The sequence below is a fragment of the Streptomyces sp. NPDC001678 genome, assembly GCF_042892945.1.
Classification (GTDB): Bacteria; Actinomycetota; Actinomycetes; order Streptomycetales; family Streptomycetaceae; genus Streptomyces.
In genome coordinates this window covers 153,383-175,756 of sequence record NZ_JBIAUP010000015.1, presented here as the reverse complement: position 1 = coordinate 175,756, position 22,374 = coordinate 153,383, and the positions used below count along the sequence as shown (strand labels likewise).

The following is a 22,374-nucleotide window of genomic DNA, read 5'->3' as shown; positions in this document are numbered from 1 at the left end:
TGGCACGTCCGCCGGGTTACCATGCGTGCACGAAATTCGCCCATCAGGCCGGGGACTTCGCCCGTCACCTGGTGCGGCTGGCCCGTAATCGACGGGTCGGCGTCGCGTGGGTGCCCGGCTTTCATGCGCGGTCCGTGGGGCCTTGGTGCGTGAGGGGCGTCCTCCCGGATGTCCCTGGTCTCGCGGGCCGTTAAGTCCTTTCTACTCCTGTCGCCGTGGAAGCGGAAGCCTAAGCCACAGTTCTTTTGCTTTTAGCATCAAAAGAGGGCAAGACGGGCGTGGTCGCGCGGCGGCGATTGGCGAACCACATCAGCCCCGCCGTGGCTGCCGCCGCGCCGATCGCGGCGACCATGAGCAACGCCGGACGGGAGGGCATGGGCAGCGCGGAAATACGCTGCTTCAGGCGCACCGGCCGGTTGAAGGAGAGGATCGGCCAGTCGCGCGACACCGCTTCCCGGCGCAACGCCCGGTCGGGATTGACGGCATGAGGGTGGCCGACCGCCTCCAGCATCGGAATGTCGGTGATCGAATCGCTGTATGCGTAGCAGCGGCTGAGGTCGTATCCCTCCGAGGCGGCCAGCTCGCGCACGGCCTCGGCTTTGGTGGGGCCATAGGCGTAGTACTCGATTTCCCCCGTGAAGGCGCCGTCCTCGACGACCATCCGGGTGGCCACGACCCGGTCGGCGCCCAGCAACGCCCCGATCGGCTCGACGACCTCGGCGCCCGAGGTGCTCACGATCACCACATCCCGTCCCGCGGCGTGGTGTTCCTCGATGAGCGAGGCGGCCTCGTCGTAAATGATCGGGTCGATGAGCTCGTGGAGGGTCTCGGCCACGATCTCGCGGACCTGCTGGACATTCCAGCCCCTGCAGAGGGCGGAGAGATACTGACGCATCCGCTCCATCTGGTCGTGGTCGGCTCCGCCGGCCAGGAAGACGAACTGCGCATAGGCGGTACGCAACACGGCGCGCCTGTTGATCAAGCCGCCTTGGTAGAAGGACTTGCCGAAGGTGAGCGTGCTCGACTTCGCAATGACCGTCTTGTCCAGATCAAAGAACGCGGCTGTCCGAGGCAAGGAGTGGTTTTCCACGCCGCCGAGCATAGGGGCCCTCCATTCGGCGTAAGCTGAGGCGTGTGGGTTTGCCTGAGAAGGCTCTCGGGTACACCATGGAAGTCACGGATCGTTCGCGACCGTGTCTAACCCGGCCCGACTCCTCCCCCCCCGAGTCGGCCGTGGGGACGACCCCCGCTCTCCCCCCCGGCGGGGGTCGTCGCATGTCCGGATGCGTTTTGGTCTTCGCCATCGGGCCTCCCTCGTCCTTGATCGCCCCGTCGGGCGCTTGGCCTCCCCCCCTTCATACCCGTTACGCAGCGTAATCGCCATGCTGCTCTCCGGAAGTCACCGGTATAGGTGAGCGGGATATTCACAACCGTTGAGTTGTCCACAGTTTTTGACCAAGATCCACACGATTTCCCGGTTCGCTGCACGGTGATTCCCCGCGAGTTCCGCGATGCCCGCGGAGACGAGAGCGTGGAGTGAGAGGGGAGAGACCGTGACCGGATCCAGTACGTCCGATCGGCCCGCTTCCGGCGACGGCAAGCAGCGGGGCCCGCTGATCGTCACGGAGGACGAGGCGCTGCTCGACGATCTGCTGAGGCTGTGCGCCGCGGCGGGCGCCGTGCCCGAGGTCGTCCACGGCCCGTTCACCCGGGGAGCCGGCTGGGACGGCGCGCCCTTGGTCCTGGTGGGTGACGACAGCGCCACCGGACTGGGGGCCGCCGCCCGCGGCGAGGGCGTGGTGCTCGTCGGCAGGGATCCCGGCGACCCCGGCGTCTGGCGCAGGGCCGTCGGAATCGGCGCCCGCCATGTGGCGCTGCTGCCCGACGGGGAGGGCTGGCTCGTCGACCGGATCGCCGACGCCGTCGAGGGGGTGGGCCGCCCGGCGCTCACGGTGGGCGTCGTCGGCGGCCGCGGCGGCGCGGGGGCCAGCACCCTGGCCTGCGCCCTGGCCGTGGGCGCGGCCCGCGCCGGGCGGCGCACCATGCTGATCGACGGCGATCCTCTGGGCGGCGGGCTCGACGTACTGCTGGGCGGGGAGAGGACCGAGGGGCTGCGCTGGCCCGCCTTCGCCGGCTCGCGGGGGCGGGTGGCCGGACAGGCCCTGGAGGAGGCCCTGCCCGAACTCCACTCCCTGCGCGTCCTGAGCTGGGACCGGGGCGACTGCCCGGCCGTCCCGCCCGAGGCGATGCGCGCCGTCCTGGCCGCCGCCCGGCGGCGCGGCGGAGTCGTGGTCGTGGACCTGCCGCGCAGGCTGGACGAGCCGGCCGTCGAAGCCCTGGAACAGCTCGACCTGGGCCTGCTGGTGGTCCCCGCCGAACTGCGGGCCGTCGCCGCGGCCCACCGGGTGGCCTCGACGCTGGGCATGCTGCTGAGGGATCTGCGAGCCGTCGTGCGCGGCCCGTTCGGCTCCGGTCTGGAGGCGGACGAGATCGCCCGCCTCCTGGGGCTCACTCTCGCGGGTGAACTACCTCTGGAGCCCGGTCTGTCGGCCGCGCTCGACGCCGGCCGGCCGCCGGGCGGCGCCGAGCGGGGGCCACTGGCCCGCTTCAGCGCGGAATTCTGGGCCAGGGCACTCCCCGAGGACGAGGGGGTGCCGGCATGAGCCTCGCGCTGCTGGACGCCGTACGGCTGCGGCTGGCGGAGAGCGGGGCCGAGCCGACACCCGCCCGGGTCGCCGAGGCGTTGCGCAGGGAGGGCCGGCTGCTGGGTGACGCCGAAGTCCTCGGCGTGGCGGCCCGGTTGCGCTCCGAGCTGGTCGGTACGGGCCCCCTGGAGCCCCTGCTGGCGGCGCCCGACGTCACCGACGTCCTGGTCACCGCCCCCGACCGGGTCTGGATCGACCGGGGCGCGGGCCTGGAGCGCACCGACGTGACCTTCCCCGACGCGGCGGCGGTGCGCGGCCTCGCCCAGCGCCTCGCCGCCATCGCCGGACGCCGGCTCGACGACGCCCGGCCCTGGGTGGATGCCCGCCTTCCGGACGGCACGCGCCTGCACGCCGTCCTGCCACCCGTGGCCGTCGGATCCACCTGTCTCTCGCTGCGGGTCGTCCGGCCGCGCGCCTTCGCCCTGGCGGAGCTCGTGGCCGCGGGGGCGCTGCCCCCTGACGGGGAGCGGCTGCTGCGCGCCGTCCTCGACGCCCGGCTGTCCTTCGTCATCAGCGGCGGCACGGGCTCGGGCAAGACCACTTTGCTGTCCACCCTGCTGGGGCTGGTCGCGCCCGACGAGCGGATCGTCCTCGCCGAGGACTCCGCCGAACTGCGCCCGGACCACCCGCATGTGGTCCGGCTGGAGACCCGCCCAGCGAACCAGGAGGGCACCGGCCTCGTCACCCTGCGGGATCTGGTGCGCCAGGCGCTGCGGATGCGCCCGGACCGGCTGGTCGTCGGCGAGGTGCGCGGCCCCGAGGTCACCGATCTCCTGGCCGCCCTCAATACGGGGCACGAAGGAGGCTGCGGCACGGTGCACGCCAATGCCGCCGCGGACGTTCCGGCCCGGCTGGAGGCGCTGGGCTCCACGGCGGGCCTCGACCGGGCGGCGCTGCACAGCCAGCTCGCGGCCGCCCTGTCGGTGGTGATCCATATGGTCCGTGACCACGGTGGCCGCAGAAGGGTCGCGGAAGTCCATGTGCTCGACCGGGATTCCGCCGGTCTGGTGACGACCGTACCGGCGGCCGTGTGGGGCGTGGACGGCTTCGAGCGGGCGCGGGGCTGGGACCGGCTGGCCGAGCTGTGCGGGCGTGCCGGAGGTGTGCCATGACCGGGTGGCCGTCCGGGGCGCAGGCCCCCTCCGGGTGTGCCGCGCTGTTGCTCTTCGTCCTGTCGCTCTGCGCTCTCGCCGCGCTGCGGGCGCGGCCGGGGCCGGGCGTACGGCGGGCCCGGCTGTTGCTGGCCGGCGGCGGGCCGGTCGGTGGCGGGAGAGCCGGAAGTGGGAGAGCCGGAGGCGGTCCGGGTCTTGCCGTGCGGGGCCGGCTCGGTGAGTGGGCCGGGCGCTTGCGGCGGGTGGCGCGGGAGAGGCGCGAGTTGCTCTGCCTGCCCGTCGGCTGCGCGGTGGCGGTGCTGGGGAAGTCGGCGCTGCCGCTGATCGTGGGAGCGCTGGCCGTGCCGCTCGTACGACGGTGGCTGGCGGCGCGGGAGCGGCAGCGTGAGCGGGAGCGCCGGGAATCCGCCGTGATCGACATGTGCGGCACCGTCGCGGGTGAGCTCAGGGCGGGGCGTCAGCCCGGTGCGGCGGTGTCCGGGCTGAGGGAGACGGGGCTGGGCCCGGGGTGGCCCGCGGTGCCGGCGGCGGCGAGGTTCGGCGGGGACGTACCGGACGCGCTGCGCAAGGCGGGGCGACGGCCGGGGGCCGAGGGGCTCCAGGGGGTGGCCGCCTGCTGGCGGGTCGCGGTCGACGGTGGGGCCGGTCTGGCCGCGGGCCTGGAGCGGGTCGCGGCGGCGCTGGGCGCCGAGCGGGATCAACGGGAGGACCTGCGCGCGCAGTTGGCCGGTACCCGGTCCACGGCCGTGATGCTGGCGCTGCTTCCCGTCCTCGCGTTGCTGATGGGTGCCGCGCTGGGGGCCGAGCCGTTGCGGGTGCTGCTGCACACGCCGACCGGGCTCGGGTGTCTGCTGCTCGGCGGACTGCTGGAGTGCGCGGGGATCGCGTGGACCCAGCGGATCGTCCGGGTCGCCGAAGGGCCGGGGAAGACGAACGGGAAGGAGCGGGAGAAGTGAACGGGGGCAACGGGGGCGTTGTTGTCCACAGCCTGTGGGCGGTGGCGCTGGTCGCGATCGCGACGGTGTGCGTGGCGGTGCTGGGGAGGGGCGCGCGCGGCAGACGCGCGGCGCGTGGCCGACTGGTGACTCTACTCGGGAGCCATGGCCCGACGGCAGGCGAGACGGCGGAAGGTGAGGGACGGTCGCGCAGTCGGTCACGGCGCGCGGTGAGCGGCCTGGAGAGGCGGGCGGCGATGGCGGCGGCCGTGGTGATGGGGATCGCCGGGCTCGTGCTCGTCTGGCTGGTCGCGGGCGTCACCGGTTGCGTGGCGGGAGTCGCCGCGGCCTGTGGTGTCTGGGCATGGCGGCGGAAGGCCGAGGAGGCCGAGGGAGAGGTGCGGGCCGAGGAAGTGGGGCGGCAGTTGCCCCTGGCGGCCGATCTTCTGGCCGCCTGCCTGGCCGCCGGTGCCGGGCCCAGGGAGGCCGCCGAGGCGGTCGGGGGTTCGCTGGGCGGCCCGGTCGGGTCCCGGCTGGCCCAAGCGGCGGCGGAGGTACGGCTCGGCGGTGATCCGGGCACCGCCTGGGGGCGGCTGGGGAGCCTGCCCGGGGCGGCCCCGCTGGCCGGCTGCCTGGAACGGGCTCAGGCCACCGGAGTCCCGGCGGTGGAGCCCATGGCGCGGCTGGCGGCACGGCTGCGCGCGGCTCAGGGGAGAACGGCGGCGATGAGGGCCCGTCGCGCGGGGGTCCAGGCGACGGCACCGCTGGGGCTCTGCTTCCTGCCCGCGTTCCTGACGGTCGGGGTGGTGCCGGTGGTGGCCGGGCTGGCGGAGGGACTCATGCGCGGAAGCTGAGCGCGGCCTGGCACAGGGGCGGACAGAGCAAGCGCGTGAAGACGCGCATGAGGAAACACCTGAAGTAACACCTGAAGTAACACCTGACGAAACGCCTGAAGAAACACCCGAAAAAAGGAAAGTGACGGTGCGACGGATGAGGCCGCGCACCGCGCACGTCAACAAGAGATGGGGGATCGGTCATGGCGGTGGTGGCGATGAAGGTCACGTCGTGGTGGGCGGCGCGCCGGGCCTGGGTGAGGGGTGCCGGTGAGGCCGGGATGACGACGGCGGAGTACGCGGTGGGCACGCTCGCGGCGTGCGCGCTGGCGGCTGTTCTGTACAAGGTGGTCACCAGTGGGGCCGTCAGCTCGGCCCTTCAGCAACTGATCGTGAAGGCGCTCCATGCGACCTTCTGATGGGGCGTCCGGAGTGCGGTCCGACGGTGGCTATGTGACGGCCGAGGCCGCGGTGGCACTGCCGGTGCTGATGTTGTTCGCCCTGGCCCTGCTCTGGGGGCTGATGGCCGCGTCCGCGCAGATCCAGTGCGTGGATGCGGCCCGGGCGGGGGCGCGGGCGGCGGCCCGGCAGGACCCGCCTCCGGCGGCCGTCGCCGCGGCCCGGTCCGCCGCTCCGCGCGGGGCCCGGATCGGGCTGTCACGGGAGGGCGATCTCGTCCGGGTGCGGGTCGAGGCCCGGGCCGCCGGGCCGGGGCCGCTGGCGGTACGGCTGAGTGGGGAGGCGGTGGCTCTTGCGGAGGAGACGGTGGGATGACGGAGGTCTGGCCTCGGTGTGGGTGGCGGCCGTCGCGATGGCGTCCTGTGTGGTCTTCGCCGCGCTGCTGGCCATGAGCCAGGTGGTGATGGCCCGTCATCGTGCGGGCGGGGCAGCGGACCTGGCGGCGCTCGCCGCCGCCGACCACGCCCTCCAGGGGGAGGCGGTGGCCTGTGGCCTCGCCCGGAGGGTCGCATCGGCGCAGGGCGTGAGCGTGGTGCGCTGCGGGGTGAAGGGCGAGTTCGCGGAAGTGGCGGCGGAGGCCCGGGCCGGGCCGTACCCGCTGAGGGTACGGGCCCGCGCCGGGCCGCCGGAGGCGGCGTACGCGCCGTGACGCCTCGCCGTACGTAGCCCGACGGCGCCGCCCGGCGCTTAGTCCGTTTCCGTCGGGGTCTCCGGGGCGTCGGAGAGGAGGCGGGTGAGGAGGCGGATGGCGGCCTTCTTGTCCAGTGGGTCGTTGCCGTTCCCGCATTTGGGGGACTGGATGCAGGAAGGGCACCCGGTGGCGCACTCGCAGGCCGCGATCGCCTCGCGGGTGGCGCCGAGCCAGCGGGCGGCGGTGTGGAAGGCGCGCTCGGCGAAGCCGGCGCCGCCGGGGTGGCCGTCGTAGACGAAGACGGTCGGCAGGAGGGTGTCGGGGTGGAGGGGGACGGAGACGCCCCCGATGTCCCAGCGGTCGCAGGTGGCGAAGAGGGGGAGCATGCCGATGGAAGCGTGTTCGGCGGCGTGGAGGGCGCCGCCGAGGGCCTCGGGGGAGATCCGGGCGTCGTCGAGCTGGTCCTCGGTGACGGTCCACCACACGGCGCGGGTGCGCAGGGTGCGGGGCGGCAGGTCCAGCTTGGTCTCGCCCATGACCTCGCCGGTGATGAGTCTGCGACGGAGGAAGGAGACGACCTGGTTGGTGACCTCGACGGAGCCGAAGCACAGCCGTGCGTCCCCCCAGGGGACCTCGGTGGTGGTCTCCAGGATGGAGACGGCCGTGGTGTCGCGGGCCGTCGTGGAGTAGGGCGGGTCGGCCTGTTCCACCAGGGCGACGGAGTCGTCGAGGTCGAGGTGACGCACGAGGTAGCTGCGGCCCTGGTGGAGGTGGACGGCGCCCTCGTGGACGGAGGTGTGGGCGGCGGACCGGTCCACGGTGCCCAGCAGCCGTCCCGTGCCCTCCTCGACGACCTGGACGGGGCGGCCGCCCCCGCCCCGGATGTCGGTGAGGTCGGCGGCGCGCTCGCGGCGGGTCCAGTGCCAGGCGGTGCCCCGGTGGCGGAGGAGCTTGCGGGCCTCCAGCTGGGAGATCACGACCATGGCCTCGGGTCCGAAGAGCGACAGGTCGGACTCGGTCAGGGGCAGCTCCTCGGCGGCCGCGCACAGGTGGGGCGCGAGGACGTAGGGGTTGTCCGGGTCGAGGACGGTGGACTCCACGGGCTGCCGGAAGAGGGCCTCGGGGTGGTGGACGAGGTAGGTGTCCAGGGGGTCGTCGCGGGCGATCAGGACGGCGAGCGCGCCCCGGCCGGTGCGGCCCGCGCGGCCGGCCTGCTGCCACAGGGAGGCGCGGGTGCCGGGGTAGCCGGAGAGGAGGACGGCGTCGAGGCCGGCGACGTCGACGCCCAGTTCCAGGGCTGAGGTGGCGGCGAGGCCCAGCAGCTCGCCGGTGTGGAGGGAGCGCTCCAGGGCGCGGCGCTCCTCGGGGAGGTAGCCGCCGCGGTAGGCGGCGACGCGGGAGGGGAGGGAACGGTCCACGGCGGCCAGCCGCTCCTGGGCGATGAGGGCCACCAGCTCGGCGCCGCGCCGGGAGCGGACGAAGGCGACGGTGCGCACGCCCTGGACGGCGAGGTCGGTGAGGAGGTCGGCGGTCTCGGCGGTGGCGGTGCGGCGGACGGGGGCGCCCCGCTCGCCGTGGAGCTCGGTGAGCGGGGGCTCCCAGAGGGCGAAGACCACTTCGCCGCGCGGGGAGGCGTCCTCGGTGACCTCCGCCACCGGCAGGCCGGTGAGCCGGCTCGCGGCGGGGCCGGGCTCGGAGGCCGTGGCGGAGGCGAGGAGGAAGACGGGGTCGGAGCCGTAACGGGCGCACAGGCGGCGCAGCCGGCGGAGCACCTGGGCGACGTGGGAGCCGAAGACGCCCCGGTAGGTGTGGCACTCGTCGATGACGACATAGCGCAGGGCGCGCAGGAAGGAGGCCCATCGGGGGTGGGCGGGCAGGATCGAGCGGTGGAGCATGTCCGGGTTGGTCAGGGCGTAATTGGCGTACTGACGTACCCACTCGCGTTCCTCGAAGGGGGTGTCCCCGTCGTAGACGGCGGGCCGGACGCCCTTGCCCAGGGGGTCGGCGAGGGCGCGTACGGCGCGCCGCTGGTCGGCGGCGAGGGCCTTGGTGGGGGCGAGGTAGAGGGCGGTCGCGCCCCGCCCGTTGGGGGCCTCGGAGCCGTCCAGCAGGGCGCTGAGGACGGGGGCCAGATAGGCGAGGGACTTGCCGGAGGCGGTGCCGGTGGCCACCACGGCCGACTCGCCGCGCAGCGCGTGCTCGGCGACGCGCGCCTGGTGGGCCCAAGGCCGTTCGATTCCGGCGGCCCGGATGGCGTCGATCACTTCCGGCCGGATCTTCTCCGGCCAGGGGGCATGACGTCCGGGACGAGGGGGCAAGTGCTCCGTATGAGTGATGCGTGCAGCCCGGCCCGGCCCGGCGGCGAGTCGGTCGAGGACTGTCCGGGGAGCGGGGTGCACGCCCGCCTCCGGCGGGAGTTGATCGTTGGCCATCGACACCGAGTGTGTCACCGGCTTGACGGACAATGGCGCCAAGGCGTCGTGCGCGCCTGCCGGTAAGTGATTGAATGCCATCGCGGCTGCCGATCCATGGGGGGCGACCGCTCGATGCAAGGTGCTGGAGGATCCGTGGACCTGTCCCTGTCGACCGAGACCGTAGGCGACCGTACGGTTGTCCGGGTCGGTGGCGAGATTGATGTGTACACCGCGCCCAAGCTGCGTGAGCAGCTGGTCGAGCTTGTCAACGACGGCAGCTATCACCTCGTCGTGGACATGGAGGGCGTCGACTTCCTCGACTCCACCGGGCTCGGCGTCCTGGTCGGCGGGCTGAAGCGCGTGCGCGCCCATGAGGGTTCGCTGCGGCTGGTCTGCAACCAGGAGCGCATCCTGAAGATTTTCCGTATCACCGGCCTGACCAAGGTGTTCCCGATCCACACCTCGGTCGAGGACGCGGTGCAGGCGACCGACTGACGGCCGGGTGGCGGTCGGTCGGCGCCGGATGGCGCCCGCCCGCCCGTCGTACGGCCGCGGTGCCGCACGCGTACAGCCGCACAGCCACATAGCCGCGCCGGGGGTGACGGGCTCACGGGCCCGGCCCCTCCGCGAGTTCGCCCTGTGTTCCGGCAGTGGGGACGAGGGCACGTACCACCGAGGGGGATGGCATGGCCACCGTCGAACTGCTCTTCAGCGCCCTTCCCGAGCACGTCCGCACGGCCAGGCTCGTGGCGGCCGCGGTGGCGCGCCGGGCGGGGGTCGACGAGGCCGTGCTGGACGAGGTCCGCCTCGCCGTCGGCGAGGCGTGCTCACGCGCCGTGAGCCTCCACCGGAGCCATGAGATCGCCGGCCCGGTGAAGGTGGTGCTCACGGAGGACGAGAAGAAGTTCTCCATCGAGGTCGCCGACGACGCCCCCCACCCCGGTGTCATGGCTGCGACGGCCGCTGCCGCGTCCGGTTCCGGCGCCTCCGCAGCCCCCGCCGGTTCCCCGGCGTCATCCGCTTCCGTCGCCCCCGCCACGCCGGACGACAGCGGTGCCGACAGCGAGGACGACATGGGGCTCGCCGTGATCAGCGGCCTGGTCGATGACGTCGAGGTGACGGCGAGTGAGACGGGCGGCCTGATCCGGATGAGCTGGCCGACGACACCGTCGTCCGTCACGCCGTAGTCCGGCAGCCGCTTCGCGCTGTAGCGCGCGGCTGACGCCGGTCGTAACCGTGCGTCGTCGCCCCGGGCGGGAACCGTCGTCACCCGGGTGGGGAACGCTGCCCATGGCTCCGCTCGTGTTCTCGCGCCATTGTGATTCTTCACCGATCGATCAATGAATGATCGTTTTTCCGGGGATCCTCCGGGGATCAATTCTTGATCTTCACCATTTCCCCCGATGGGCTCCGTGCGGGCTCGGTTCGCGAGAAGTCTCATTCCGTTTGCCGCGCTCTGTTTTGATCTCGCCATGCTCCCTACAATCCGTCCATCTTGAGCTCAGGACGCCTGAGCGTGGCGGCTGGACGAATGGCCGCGCGCCCATGTGCCAAACGTCTAAGGAGGACGAATGGCGGGGCCTTTCACCCCTGAACAGGTGGACTTCACTCAACGACTCGCCGTCGAGCTCACCGACGGCAATCGCACCCTCGTCACGGTGATCGCGGTGGTGGCGGCTGCGGCGCTCGTGGTGGCCGTGGTGCTGGTGCGTCAGGTGCTGGCGGCCGGTGAGGGAACCGACAGCATGAAGAGAATCGCCGCGGCGGTGCAGGAGGGTGCGAACGCCTATCTCGCCCGGCAGTTGCGCACCCTCGGCGTCTTCGCCGTGATCGTGTTCTTCCTGCTGATGCTGCTGCCGGCCGACAACTGGTCGCAGCGCATGGGCCGTTCGCTCTTCTTCCTGGTCGGTGCCGTGTTCTCGGCGGCCACCGGCTATATCGGCATGTGGCTCGCGGTGCGCAGCAATGTGCGGGTGGCGGCGGCGGCGCGGGAGGCGACCCCCGCGGAGGGCGAGCCGGAGAAGGACCTGACGGCCGTGGCCCACCGGGCCATGAAGGTCGCGTTCCGTACGGGTGGCGTCGTCGGCATGTGCACGGTCGGCCTCGGTCTGCTGGGCGCCTCCTGTGTGGTGCTGGTCTACGCGGCCGACGCGCCCAAGGTGCTGGAGGGCTTCGGCTTCGGCGCGGCGCTGCTGGCCATGTTCATGAGGGTCGGCGGCGGCATCTTCACCAAGGCCGCCGACGTGGGCGCCGACCTGGTCGGCAAGGTCGAGCAGGGCATCCCCGAGGACGACCCCCGCAACGCGGCCACCATCGCCGACAACGTGGGCGACAACGTCGGGGACTGCGCGGGCATGGCGGCCGACCTCTTCGAGTCGTACGCCGTGACGCTCGTCGCCGCGCTGATCCTCGGCAAGGCCGCCTTCGGCGACTCGGGCCTGGCCTTCCCGCTGCTCGTGCCCGCCATCGGCGTGGTCACGGCGATGATCGGCATCTTCGCGGTGGCGCCGCGCCGCAGCGACCGAAGTGGGATGACCGCGATCAACCGGGGGTTCTTCGTCTCGGCCGTCATCTCGCTGGTGCTGGTGGCGGTGGCCGTGTTCGCCTATCTGCCCTCCAGTTACGCCGACTTGAAGGGCGTCGGCGACGCCGCCATCCAGGGGCACGGCGGCGACCCGCGCGTCCTCGCCCTGGTGGCCGTGGCCATCGGCATCGTCCTCGCGGCCCTGATCCAGCAGCTCACGGGCTACTTCACCGAGACCGGCCGGCGCCCCGTGCGGGACATCGGCAAGACGTCCCTGACCGGCCCGGCGACCGTCGTCCTCGCGGGGATCTCCGTGGGCCTGGAGTCCGCGGTCTACTCGGCCGTGCTGATCGCGCTCGGGGTGTACGGGGCGTTCCTGCTCGGTGGCACCTCGATCATGCTGGCCCTGTTCGCGGTGGCCCTCGCGGGCACCGGGCTGCTGACGACCGTCGGCGTCATCGTGGCGATGGACACCTTCGGGCCGGTCTCCGACAACGCGCAGGGCATCGCCGAGATGTCCGGTGACGTCGAGGGCGCGGGCGCGCGGGTGCTCACCGACCTCGACGCGGTGGGCAACACCACCAAGGCGATCACCAAGGGCATCGCGATCGCGACGGCCGTCCTCGCCGCGTCCGCGCTGTTCGGCTCGTACCGCGACGCGATCGCGACGGCCGTGGCGGATGTGCACGCCAAGGCGGGGGAGATGGGGCTGAGCCTGGACATCTCGCAGCCCAACAACCTGGTCGGGCTGGTCCTCGGCGCGGCCGTCGTCTTCCTCTTCTCGGGGCTCGCGATCAACGCGGTGTCGCGGTCGGCGGGCGCGGTGGTCTACGAGGTGCGGCGGCAGTTCCGCGAGCACCCCGGGATCATGGACTACAGCGAGAAGCCCGAGTACGGGCGCGTGGTGGACATCTGCACCAAGGACGCGCTGCGCGAGCTGGCCACCCCCGGTCTGCTCGCGGTGCTGGCCCCCATCGCCGTCGGCTTCTCGCTGGGCGTCGGGGCGCTCGGCTCGTACCTGGCCGGGGCGATCGGCACCGGGACCCTGATGGCCGTCTTCCTCGCCAACTCCGGTGGCGCCTGGGACAACGCCAAGAAGCTCGTCGAGGACGGGCACCACGGCGGCAAGGGCAGCGAGGCGCACGCGGCGACCGTCATCGGCGACACGGTCGGCGACCCGTTCAAGGACACCGCCGGTCCCGCGATCAACCCGCTGCTGAAGGTGATGAATCTGGTGGCGCTGCTCATCGCGCCGGCGGTGGTGAAGTTCAGTTACGGTGCCGACGCCAACAAGGGGCTGAGAATCGCCGTCGCGGCGCTGGCCGTTGTCGTCATCGTGGGCGCGGTCTACCTCTCCAAGCGGCGCGGTGTCGCCGTGGACGGGGGCGACGGCGCGGAGCGGGCGGTGTCGTCCGCGGACCCGGCGGTGGTGGCTCCGTCCCCCCGGCTCTGACGGCGTCTCAGCCGGAGCGGTAAACGGAGCGGCGCACGGAACGATGCGCGGAACGACGCACGGAGCGGTACCCCGTACGGAAATGAGCGGAGCACACCGTTCGCACCCCCGCCCAGGTGCGGTGAATGCCACGCCAAACTTGGTGCAAATGGCTTTAAAAGGGTGCAAACGGTGTGCTTGGCTCCCGGCCCTTCCCGAGCGGACGTGTAAGTTCCCGGGCCGAGAGCCATCGAAGGGACCAATCCGGTGAACAAGAAGCTTGTGGCCGCACTGTCCGGCGGGGCGGCACTCGTCCTGGTGCTGACGGGCTGCGGCGGCGACGACAGCGGCAACAAGAAGAAGCTGGATGACTGGGCCAAGCAGGTCTGCGACCAGATGCAGCCTCAGGTGAAGAAGATCACCGATGCCAACGCCTCCATCGCGACCGTCCTGAACGAGCAGGACTCCAAGAAGATCCAGCAGACCGACTCCGCGGCCTTCCAGGCCAACGTGGACGCGTACAAGTCGCTCGCGACCGCCGTCCAGAACGCGGGCGCGCCGCCCGTCAAGGACGGCGAGAGCAGCCAGAAGAACGCGGTCAAGGCGCTCAACGACCTCTCCGGGGCGTACGCCGAGCTGAAGAAGCGGGTGGACGGGCTGGACACCGGCGACAGGTCCAAGTTCGGCGACGGCCTCAAGGCCATCGCGGGCGACATCGCCAAGCTCAGCGGCCGGAGCGACGACGCGCTCAAGAAGCTCCAGTCCGGCGACGTCGGCAAGGCGATGTCGAGGACGCCGGCCTGCCAGAAGCCGGTGGGCTCCCCGTCGCAGACCAAGAAGGCATAGCCGGCCAAGAAGGCATAGCCGGCCAAGAAGGCACGGCCGGCCAAGAAGGCACGGCCGACCAAGAAAGCACGGTCGGCCAGGAAGGCACGGCGGCCGTCCGGCCCCGGTGCGCCCCCTCCGGCGCGCCGGGCCTTCGTCGTTCCCCGGTGCCGCCCCCGACAATGGTCCCGTGAGTACGCCCCGCCTTCCCGACGCCGATCCCACGCGCACCGCACGCCTGCGCGAATCCCTGCTGGCCGCCGCCTTCACCGCCGACGGCCTCCTCGACCTGCTCGGCGCCCCCGCCTACGCAGCCCTCGCCCGCAGCGAGACCGTCCCCGCCCTGCGCGCCACGCGCGGCGACGGCCCGCTGGAGACGCTGACCCGGCTCTTCCTGCTCCAGTGCCCCGTCTCGTACGACCGTGCCGCCGCCGCGCTGCCCGTGGCCGACTGCCTCGCCGACGGCTGGCTCGTCCGCGACGGCGACGAGGTACGGGCCACCGTCGACGTCCGCCCGTACGGCGGGCCCGACGGCCAGGACTGGTGGATCGTCTCCGACCTCGGCTGCGCCGTCGGCGGTGCCGGCGGGATCGCCGGGGGCGGCGGCCCGGCCGGGGTGGACCGCTCGGAGCTCGTCCTCGGCGTCGGCGGGGCCTCCACCACGCTCGCCGGGATCACGGTCCGCACCCCCGTCGGCAGCGCCCTCGACCTCGGCACCGGCTCCGGCATCCAGGCGCTGCACGCCGCCCAGCACGCGACCAAGGTCACGGCCACGGACCTCAACCCGCGCGCGCTCCACATCGCGCGGCTCACCCTCGCGCTGTCCGGCGCGCCGGAGGCCGATCTGCGCCAGGGCTCGCTCTTCGAGCCGGTCGCGGGGGAGACCTTCGACCTGATCGTCTCCAACCCGCCCTTCGTGATCTCGCCCGGCGCCCGGCTGACCTACCGCGACGGAGGCATGGGCGGCGACGACCTGTGCCGCACGCTGGTCCAGAACTCGGCCGACCGGCTCAACGACGGGGGCCACTGCCAGCTGCTGGCCAACTGGCAGCACGTCGAGGGCGAGGACTGGCGCGAGCGGCTGTCCTCCTGGGTGCCGCGCGGCTGCGACGCGTGGATCGTCCAGCGCGAGGTCCAGGACATCGCCCAGTACGCCGAGCTGTGGCTGCGCGACGCCGGTGACCACCGCACCGCGCCCGAGGAGTACGCGGCCCGCTACGACGCCTGGCTGGCGGAGTTCGAGGCCCGCAAGACCAAGGGCGTCGGATTTGGCTGGATCACGTTGCGCAAAACGGGCAGCGACCGCCCGTCGGTGATCGCGGAGGAGTGGCCGCACCCGGTCGAGCAGCCGCTCGGCCCGTCCGTAACGGCTCATTTCGAGCGACAGGACTTCCTCCGGTCGCATGACGACGCGGCGCTGCTCGCGGCCCGTTTCACGCTGGCCGACGAGGTCGTCCAGGAACAGGTCGGGCTGCCGGGCGCCGAGGACCCCGAGCACGTCGTGCTGCGGCAGAACCGGGGGATGCGCCGGGCCACCAAGGTGGACACGGTCGGGGCGGGCTTCGCGGGCGTCTGCGACGGGACGCTCCCGGCGGGCCGGATCCTCGACGCCATCGCCCAGCTCGTCGGGGAGGACGCGGTGCTCCTCCGCGACCGTACGCCGGACTCCATCCGCACCCTCGTCGAGCAGGGCTTTCTCTCGCCGGTCGGCGACTGAGGGCTCGCCTTCGGCCCCTCGCCGTCCCACCGGCCCGGGCCCCGGGAAGCCGTCGCCCGACTCTTGGGAAGGGCGGACGGAGGGGTCGTGTTCGCGTCATGTTTCCGCCGCCCGTCCCGCCCGCCGGGCAGGGCCGGTGCGGCGGGCGGCGGCCGTGGGGCCGATGGGGCCCTCCTGGCAGTGGTGTGACGGTCCGGGCGGCAGACAGGACGCTTGTCGGGTTACCGTTCGAGTGGCGTTGCGGGCTTTTTCCGTTTGACACGGGGGCGGGATGTACCGTCACACTCCGCAGCGTCACGCAACGCCCAGACCGAAACACCCACCGAGTGTCGACCGGAAGAAGAGCGAAGTTGTCCCCGACCAGCGAGACCGCACAGGGCGGCCGCCGACTCGTCATCGTCGAGTCGCCTGCCAAGGCGAAGACGATCAAGGGCTACCTCGGCCCCGGATACGTCGTCGAGGCGAGCGTCGGGCACATCCGTGACCTCCCGAACGGGGCCGCCGAGGTCCCGGCGAAGTACAAGGGTGAGCCCTGGGCCCGGCTCGGCGTCAACGTGGACAAGGACTTCCAGCCGATCTACGTCGTCAACGCCGACAAGAAGGATCAGGTCAAGAAGCTCAAGGGCCTGCTGGCCGAGTCCGACGAGCTCTTCCTCGCCACCGATGAGGACCGCGAGGGCGAGGCCATCGCCTGGCACCTCCAGGAAGTCCTCAAGCCCAAGGTCCCGGTCCGCCGGATGGTCTTCCACGAGATCACCAAGGACGCCATCCAGGCCGCCGTCGCCAATCCGCGCGAGCTCAACAAGAAGCTCGTCGACGCCCAGGAGACCCGCCGCATCCTCGACCGCCTCTACGGCTACGAGGTCTCGCCGGTCCTCTGGAAGAAGGTCATGCCGCGGCTGTCCGCCGGCCGGGTGCAGTCCGTGGCCACGCGGCTCGTCGTCGAGCGGGAGCGGGAGCGCATCGCCTTCCGGTCCGCCGAGTACTGGGACCTCACCGGCACCTTCGGCACCGGTCGTCCCGGCGACAACAGCGACCCCTCGACCCTGATCGCACGGCTGGCCTCGGTCGACGGCCGGCGTGTCGCCCAGGGCCGTGACTTCGGGTCGAACGGGCAGCTCAAGGACCGCTCCCAGGTCCTCCACCTGGACGAGGCGACCGCCCGCGGGCTGGCCGCCGCCCTCGCCGACACCGCCTTCTCGGTGCGCTCGGTCGAGTCCAAGCCGTACCGCCGCTCCCCGTACGCGCCTTTCCGCACCACCACGCTCCAGCAGGAGGCCTCGCGCAAGCTGGGCTTCGGTGCCAAGGCGACCATGCAGGTGGCCCAGAAGCTGTACGAGAACGGCTTCATCACCTATATGCGTACGGACTCCACCACGCTCTCGGACACGGCGATCACCGCCGCCCGGGCGCAGGTGACCCAGCTCTACGGCGCCGACTACCTGCCGGAGAAGCCGCGCACGTACGCCGGGAAGGTCAAGAACGCCCAGGAGGCGCACGAGGCGATCCGTCCTTCGGGTGATCGTTTCCGCACCCCCGCCGAGACGGGTCTGAGCGGCGATCAGTTCCGGCTCTACGAGCTGATCTGGAAGCGGACCGTCGCCTCCCAGATGAAGGACGCGACCGGCAACTCCGTCACCGTGCGGATCGGCGGCCGGGCGAGCGACGGCCGGGACGCCGAGTTCAGCGCGTCCGGCAAGACCATCACCTTCCACGGCTTCATGAAGGCCTACGTCGAGGGCGCCGACGACCCGAACGCCGAGCTGGACGACCGCGAGCGCCGGCTGCCGCAGGTCGCCGAGGGCGACGCGCTGACGGCCGAGGAGATCACCGCCGACGGCCACGCCACCAAGCCCCCGGCCCGCTACACCGAGGCCTCGCTGGTCAAGGAGCTCGAGGAGCGGGAGATCGGCCGCCCGTCGACCTACGCGTCGATCATCGGCACGATCCTCGACCGCGGCTACGTCTTCAAGAAGGGCACGGCGCTCGTGCCGTCCTTCCTGAGCTTCGCCGTCGTCAACCTGCTGGAGAAGCACTTCGGCCGGCTCGTCGACTACGACTTCACCGCCTCGATGGAGGAGGACCTCGACCGCATCGCCCGCGGCGAGGCCCAGGCCGTGCCGTGGCTGCGCCGGTTCTACTTCGGCGAGGGCCCGGAGGGCGGCGCCGCCGACGCCGGCAACGGCGACGGCGACCACCTCGGCGGTCTGAAGGAGCTCGTCACCGACCTGGGCGCGATCGACGCCCGCGAGGTGTCCTCCTTCCCCGTGGGCAACGACATCGTGCTGCGCGTCGGCCGCTACGGCCCGTATGTGGAGCGCGGCGAGAAGGACGCCGAGGGCCACCAGCGCGCCGACGTCCCCACCGACCTGGCCCCGGACGAGCTGACGGTGGAGTACGCGGAGGAGCTGCTCGCCAAGCCGAGCGGCGACTTCGAGCTGGGCGCCGACCCGGGCACCGGCCACCAGATCGTCGCCCGTGACGGCCGCTACGGCCCGTACGTCACCGAGGTGCTCCCCGAGGGCACCCCGAAGACCGGGAAGAACGCCGTCAAGCCGCGTACCGCGTCGCTCTTCAAGTCGATGTCCCTCGACACGGTGACGCTGGACGACGCGCTGCGGCTGATGTCCCTCCCCCGGGTGGTCGGCAAGGACGCCGAGGGCGTGGAGATCACCGCGCAGAACGGCCGCTACGGCCCGTACCTGAAGAAGGGCACGGACTCGCGCTCCCTGGAGGCCGAGGACCAGATCTTCAGCATCACGCTGGACGAGGCCCTGGCGATCTACGCGCAGCCCAAGCAGCGCGGCCGCGCCGCGGCCAAGCCCCCGCTGAAGGAGCTCGGCACCGACCCGGTCAGCGAGCGTCCGGTCGTGGTCAAGGACGGCCGCTTCGGCCCGTACGTCACCGACGGCGAGACCAACGCGACGCTGCGCCGTGACGACGACGTCGAGACGATCACGCCGGAGCGCGGCTACGAGCTGCTCGCGGAGAAGCGCGCCAAGGGGCCGGCCAAGAAGGTGGCGAAGAAGGCGCCCGCGAAGAAGGCCGCCGCCAAGAAGGCCGCCGCCAAGAAGGCCCCGGCGAAGAAGACCGCGGCCAAGAAGACGACGGCCGCCAAGAAGACCACGGCGACGAAGACCGCCGCGGCGAAGAAGACGACGGCTGCGGCCAAGAAGACCGCCGCGTCGACGGCAGCGGCGGCCGACGCCGAGTAGGCCGGAGCCGACGCCGAGCAGTCGGGAGTCGACGCCGAGCAGTCCGGACCGGGCCGCCCCTGCCGGGGGCGGCCCGGTCCCGTATCCGCCCTCGGCGGGCGGCTCCGGGACCGGACGTAAGTTCGCATATACGTTCGTATTGACAGTCGGCATCCGGACAACTCCGGATAGGCTGGCAGGATGACGCGAGCCGAGCAGCCACCTTTGGAGAGCCCCGTATCCGGAGCACTGGCCGCGGACTCCCGCGAGCGTGCCGTACGGGCCCTGCTGCGCTTCCGTCCGCTGCGGCGGCTGTGGAGCGCCCAGTCCGCCGGGGCCGTCGGCGACGGCCTCGCCGTCTTCGTCCTCCTGCTGCTGGCCCTCCAGGCCGCGGTCGAGGCGGGGTCCTTCGGCGGTGGCTACCGCGGCGCCGCCTTCGCGATCGCCGCCGTGATCGGCGCGCGGCTGCTGGGCACCCTGCTCCCCGGCGCGGTCCTGCTGGACCCGCTGTCCTCGCTCTTCGCCCCGGCCGGCAAGCTCGACCGCCGCTGGACGATGATCGGCGCGGACGGGCTGCGGTTCGCGCTGCTCGCCGTCGCACCCCTGTGGGCCGACTGGACCGGGCGCCAGGCCGTCGTCTGGCTGCTGGTCACGGCGTTCGTCGTCGGCGCCGCCGAACGCGTCTGGACGGTCGCCAAGGACGGCGCCGTCCCCGCCCTGCTGCCCGCCCCGCCGCCCGAGGGCGGCGCGGTGCGCCCGCTGCCGGACCACCAGGAGGCGCTGCGGCGGCTGTCGCTGCGCACGACCTACCTCGCGCTGCCCGTCGCGGCGGCCGCGCTCCTCGTCATCACCCTGATCGGCAATCTGCTCGGCTCGGGCATCGACTGGTTCCACCTCCACCAGGCGGCCCTCGGCTCGTTCCTCGCGGCCGGGCTCTTCGCGACGTCCGGCGTGGTGCTCCACCAGCTGACGCTGCCCGCGCTCCCCGAGGGCGTGAAGCCCCCTCGTGCGCGCTCTCCGCTGGAGGGCCTGCGCCGCCCCAAGACCGCCCACGGCGCCGCCGACAAGGGGCGCACGGGCGCGATCCCGGTGCTCGTCCTGTCCTGCGCGGCCATCGCGGGCGCGGTCGCGGCGGCCGTCGGCGTCGCCGCGCTCCAGGCGGCCGACCTCGGCGGCGGGCCCGTCGGCTTCGCCCTGCTGGCCCTCGCGCTCACCGGCGGCCCGGTCCTGGGCATCCGCGGCGCCCGGAAGGTGCTGCCCGGCTTCTCCCGCCGCCGGCTGCTCGCGCTGGCGCTCGCCCTGACCGGCGCCGCGCTGCTCGCCGCCGGGCTGGTGCCCGACACGACGACCGTGCTGCTGCTCGTCCTGCTGGCGGGCTGCTCCGCCGGCGTCGTCGCCAACACCGGGCACTCCCTCCTCGACCAGGAGACCGAGGAGACCCGCCGGGCCCGCACCACCGAGCACCTCCACGCGGTCGTCCGCCTCACCGTCGCGCTGGGCGCGGTCGTGGCGCCCGTCCTCGCCGCGGTCATCGGGCCGCACCGGCTCGTGTCCGGCTCCTTCGTCTTCGCGCACGGCGGGGCGGCGTTCACGCTGATGCTCGTCGGCGCGCTGCTGCTGCCCGTGGGCGCGCTCGTGCTGGGCCGGACCGACGACCGGCACGGGGTGCCCTTCCACCGCGACCTGCTGGACGTGGTGCGCGGCGGCGACCCCGCCGAGGGCACGGCCCCCGCCGGCTTCTTCATCGCCTTCGAGGGCGGCGACGGCGCCGGGAAGTCCACCCAGGTGCGGGCGATCGCCGAGTGGATCCGCGCCAAGGGCCACGAGGTCGTCGTCACCCGCGAGCCGGGCGCCACGCCCATCGGCAAGCGGCTGCGCGCGATCCTGCTGGACGTCGCGTCGGCCGGTCTCTCCGACCGCGCCGAGGCGCTGCTCTACGCGGCCGACCGCGCCGAGCACGTCGCCTCCGTCGTACGGCCCGCCCTGGAGCGCGGCGCGGTCGTCATCAGCGACCGCTACATCGACTCGTCCGTCGCCTATCAGGGCGCCGGGCGCGACCTCTCGCCGACCGAGATCGCCCGGATCTCGCGCTGGGCCACGGACGGGCTCGTCCCGAACATGACCGTGCTGCTCGACGTCTCGCCCGAGACCGCGCGCGAGCGCTTCACGGAGGCGCCGGACCGGCTGGAGTCCGAGCCGGCGGAGTTCCACCAGCGCGTCCGGACCGGGTTCCTGACCCTGGCCGCAGCCGACCCGGCGCGGTACCTCGTGGTGGACGCCGGGCAGGAGCCCTCGTCCGTCACCGAGGTCGTCCGGCACCGGCTCGACCAGATGCTGCCGCTGTCCGCCGCCGAGCTCGAGGCCCGCGAGGCCGCGCGCGCGGCGGCCCTGGAGGCGGCCCGCCAGGCGGCCGAGGAGGAGGCCCGCCGCAAGGCGGAGCGGGAAGCGGCGGAGGCCGCCGCCCGCGAGGCAGAGGCCGCCGCCCGCAAGGCGGAGGAAGAGCGCCGCCGGGCGGAAGAGGCGCGGCTGGAGCGCGAGCGTCAGGAGCGGTTGCGCGCCGAGGAGGAGCGCGCCCGGCGCGAGGCCGAGGAGGCCGCGCGCCGTGAGGAAGAGCGCCGCGCGCGCGAGGCCGAGGAAGCGCGTCAGCGCGCGGAGGAGGAGCGCGTCCGCCGTGAGGCGGAGGAGCGCGCCCGCGCCGCCGAGCAGGAACGACTGCGCGAGCAGGCCGCCGAGGAGGCCCGGCTGCGCGCCGAGGCCGAGGAACGGCGCATGGAGAAGCAGCGCAGGGCGGAGGAAGCCTTGCTGAAGGCCGAGCAGTCCCGGCTGGCGGCGGAGGCCGCGTCGGCGGGGGCGGCGGAGGCTGGTGCGGCCGGCGACGCCGACGAGGCGCCCACCGTGCCGCAGCCCTCGCTGCGGAAGCCGGAGGCGGATGCGGACGCGGGTGACAGCGGCGATCGTGGTTCTGTGCGTCCGCCCGTCGTGGGGACTGCTGCCTTCCGCAAGGAGGCCAAGGACGCCAAGGGCGCCGGTGACGCGCCGACCGTCGAGACGCCCCGGCCCCCGGCCGGATCCGAGGACCGGACGGCCGTGCTGCCGCCCGTCGTCGCGCCGATGCCGCCGACCCCGCGCGTGACCTGGGGCGTCGAGCCGCAGGACGCCCCCCATGGCCAGGGCTCGGAGTCGGAGGAGACGGCCGTGCTGCCGAAGCCCCCGGCGCGGCCCGCGCGACCGGAGCGACCGGAGCGGTCGGAGAACCCGGTGGACCGCGTCCCCGACTGGCTCTTCCGCAAGGACGACGACGCCGCCCCGGAGGTCGAGCGCACGCGCGAGTTGCCGCAGGTCGACGCGGAGGGCGAGGGCGGTGCCGCGCCGCGCCGTCCCCTGCGGAAGGCGCGGCGCCACCGGCCGGAGTGGGCGGACGACGCCCCGACGCTGGCGGACGATCTGCTCGGCAAGCGGGATGTCGATGCCGACGGCGACGAGGGAGAGCGGCGCTAGGCGCCGCTGGAAGTGCGGCGCCGGGGCGTCGATCGGCTGCGGCGCCGTCGTGGCTGGTCGCGCAGTTCCCCGCGCCCCTTCGGGGCCCGCTTGCG

The 22,374-nt window shown here is 73.1% G+C and carries 16 protein-coding genes; 14 read left to right on the top strand and 2 right to left on the bottom strand.

The genetic code is table 11. From position 1 onward, the window contains the following. Window positions 1-229 precede the first annotated feature (229 nt). Window positions 230-1,102, bottom strand: coding sequence for an HAD family hydrolase (locus ACFYZR_RS27200; RefSeq protein WP_391914725.1), 873 nt, complete (start codon window positions 1,100-1,102; stop codon window positions 230-232). Window positions 1,103-1,553: 451 nt separating this feature from the next. On the opposite strand from ACFYZR_RS27200, the gene ssd reads away from it, so the two are divergent. The 7 genes from ssd to ACFYZR_RS27165 all read left to right on the top strand — a co-directional run bounded on the left by ssd (window position 1,554) and on the right by ACFYZR_RS27165 (window position 6,693). After that, the gene (ssd, locus tag ACFYZR_RS27195; protein ID WP_391914723.1) at window positions 1,554-2,663 is read left to right on the top strand and encodes a septum site-determining protein Ssd; all 1,110 of its coding nucleotides are present in this window, start codon (window positions 1,554-1,556) and stop codon (window positions 2,661-2,663) included. Then, a complete protein-coding gene (locus tag ACFYZR_RS27190) occupies window positions 2,660-3,817 on the top strand; it encodes a TadA family conjugal transfer-associated ATPase (protein ID WP_391914721.1) in 1,158 nt (385 codons plus the stop codon). The genes ssd and ACFYZR_RS27190 overlap by 4 nt, the downstream gene beginning before the upstream one ends. Continuing rightward, entirely contained in the window at window positions 3,814-4,773 is a 960-nt protein-coding gene (locus ACFYZR_RS27185) for a type II secretion system F family protein (RefSeq protein WP_391914719.1), read from the top strand. Before ACFYZR_RS27190 ends, ACFYZR_RS27185 begins: the two co-directional genes overlap by 4 nt. Before the next feature lie 236 nt (window positions 4,774-5,009). Then, window positions 5,010-5,606 carry a type II secretion system F family protein gene (locus ACFYZR_RS27180; protein ID WP_391914717.1) on the top strand — a complete coding sequence of 199 codons (597 nt, stop codon included), beginning with the start codon at window positions 5,010-5,012 and terminating at the stop codon, window positions 5,604-5,606. 182 nt (window positions 5,607-5,788) lie between these two features. Further along, window positions 5,789-6,004 (top strand): DUF4244 domain-containing protein, encoded by a 216-nt coding sequence (locus ACFYZR_RS27175; RefSeq protein ID WP_391914715.1) that lies wholly within the window; start codon window positions 5,789-5,791, stop codon window positions 6,002-6,004. Further along, the gene (locus ACFYZR_RS27170; protein ID WP_391914713.1) at window positions 5,991-6,359 is read left to right on the top strand and encodes a TadE family type IV pilus minor pilin; all 369 of its coding nucleotides are present in this window, start codon (window positions 5,991-5,993) and stop codon (window positions 6,357-6,359) included. The genes ACFYZR_RS27175 and ACFYZR_RS27170 overlap by 14 nt, the downstream gene beginning before the upstream one ends. Beyond that, the gene (locus ACFYZR_RS27165) at window positions 6,319-6,693 is read left to right on the top strand and encodes an Rv3654c family TadE-like protein (RefSeq protein WP_391914711.1); all 375 of its coding nucleotides are present in this window, start codon (window positions 6,319-6,321) and stop codon (window positions 6,691-6,693) included. The genes ACFYZR_RS27170 and ACFYZR_RS27165 overlap by 41 nt, the downstream gene beginning before the upstream one ends. A 38-nt stretch (window positions 6,694-6,731) precedes the next feature. On the opposite strand, the gene ACFYZR_RS27160 is transcribed toward ACFYZR_RS27165, so the two are convergent. Continuing rightward, window positions 6,732-9,188, bottom strand: a complete 2,457-nt coding sequence (locus ACFYZR_RS27160) for a DEAD/DEAH box helicase (protein WP_391914709.1) — start codon at window positions 9,186-9,188, stop codon at window positions 6,732-6,734. A 54-nt stretch (window positions 9,189-9,242) separates the two neighbouring features. Here ACFYZR_RS27160 and bldG point away from each other — a divergent pair, with 54 nt between their 5' ends. The 7 genes from bldG (at window position 9,243) to tmk (ending at window position 22,279) form a co-directional block, all read left to right on the top strand. After that, window positions 9,243-9,584, top strand: coding sequence for an anti-sigma factor antagonist BldG (bldG, locus tag ACFYZR_RS27155; RefSeq protein ID WP_030367299.1), 342 nt, complete (start codon window positions 9,243-9,245; stop codon window positions 9,582-9,584). 191 nt (window positions 9,585-9,775) lie between these two features. After that, the gene (locus ACFYZR_RS27150; protein WP_391914707.1) at window positions 9,776-10,276 is read left to right on the top strand and encodes an ATP-binding protein; all 501 of its coding nucleotides are present in this window, start codon (window positions 9,776-9,778) and stop codon (window positions 10,274-10,276) included. A 384-nt stretch (window positions 10,277-10,660) separates the two neighbouring features. Further along, window positions 10,661-13,066: a sodium-translocating pyrophosphatase gene (locus ACFYZR_RS27145; protein ID WP_391914705.1), complete on the top strand. Its 2,406-nt coding sequence runs from the start codon at window positions 10,661-10,663 to the stop codon at window positions 13,064-13,066. A 246-nt stretch (window positions 13,067-13,312) separates the two neighbouring features. Then, window positions 13,313-13,891: a small secreted protein gene (locus ACFYZR_RS27140; protein WP_391914703.1), complete on the top strand. Its 579-nt coding sequence runs from the start codon at window positions 13,313-13,315 to the stop codon at window positions 13,889-13,891. 169 nt (window positions 13,892-14,060) lie between these two features. Next, the gene (locus ACFYZR_RS27135) at window positions 14,061-15,587 is read left to right on the top strand and encodes a methyltransferase (RefSeq protein WP_391914701.1); all 1,527 of its coding nucleotides are present in this window, start codon (window positions 14,061-14,063) and stop codon (window positions 15,585-15,587) included. A 350-nt stretch (window positions 15,588-15,937) separates the two neighbouring features. Continuing rightward, on the top strand, window positions 15,938-18,802 hold the full coding sequence (topA, locus tag ACFYZR_RS27130) for a type I DNA topoisomerase (RefSeq protein WP_391914699.1): 2,865 nt from the start codon (window positions 15,938-15,940) through the stop codon (window positions 18,800-18,802). A gap of 180 nt (window positions 18,803-18,982) precedes the next feature. Further along, entirely contained in the window at window positions 18,983-22,279 is a 3,297-nt protein-coding gene (gene tmk, locus ACFYZR_RS27125) for a dTMP kinase (protein WP_391914697.1), read from the top strand. Window positions 22,280-22,374: the final 95 nt, after the last annotated feature.

Excerpts from the sequence above, each read along its gene's own strand:
- ACFYZR_RS27200 (WP_391914725.1), bottom strand. The coding sequence starts at position 1,102 with ATGCTCGGCGGCGTGGAAAACCACTCCTTGCCTCGGACAGCCGCGTTC.
- ACFYZR_RS27190 (WP_391914721.1), top strand. The coding sequence starts at position 2,660 with ATGAGCCTCGCGCTGCTGGACGCCGTACGGCTGCGGCTGGCGGAGAGC.
- ACFYZR_RS27185 (WP_391914719.1), top strand. The coding sequence starts at position 3,814 with ATGACCGGGTGGCCGTCCGGGGCGCAGGCCCCCTCCGGGTGTGCCGCG.
- ACFYZR_RS27180 (WP_391914717.1), top strand. The coding sequence starts at position 5,010 with ATGGCGGCGGCCGTGGTGATGGGGATCGCCGGGCTCGTGCTCGTCTGG.
- ACFYZR_RS27175 (WP_391914715.1), top strand. The coding sequence starts at position 5,789 with ATGGCGGTGGTGGCGATGAAGGTCACGTCGTGGTGGGCGGCGCGCCGG.
- ACFYZR_RS27170 (WP_391914713.1), top strand. The coding sequence starts at position 5,991 with ATGCGACCTTCTGATGGGGCGTCCGGAGTGCGGTCCGACGGTGGCTAT.
- ACFYZR_RS27160 (WP_391914709.1), bottom strand. The coding sequence starts at position 9,188 with ATGGCATTCAATCACTTACCGGCAGGCGCGCACGACGCCTTGGCGCCA.
- ACFYZR_RS27150 (WP_391914707.1), top strand. The coding sequence starts at position 9,776 with ATGGCCACCGTCGAACTGCTCTTCAGCGCCCTTCCCGAGCACGTCCGC.
- ACFYZR_RS27145 (WP_391914705.1), top strand. The coding sequence starts at position 10,661 with ATGGCGGGGCCTTTCACCCCTGAACAGGTGGACTTCACTCAACGACTC.
- tmk (WP_391914697.1), top strand. The coding sequence starts at position 18,983 with ATGACGCGAGCCGAGCAGCCACCTTTGGAGAGCCCCGTATCCGGAGCA.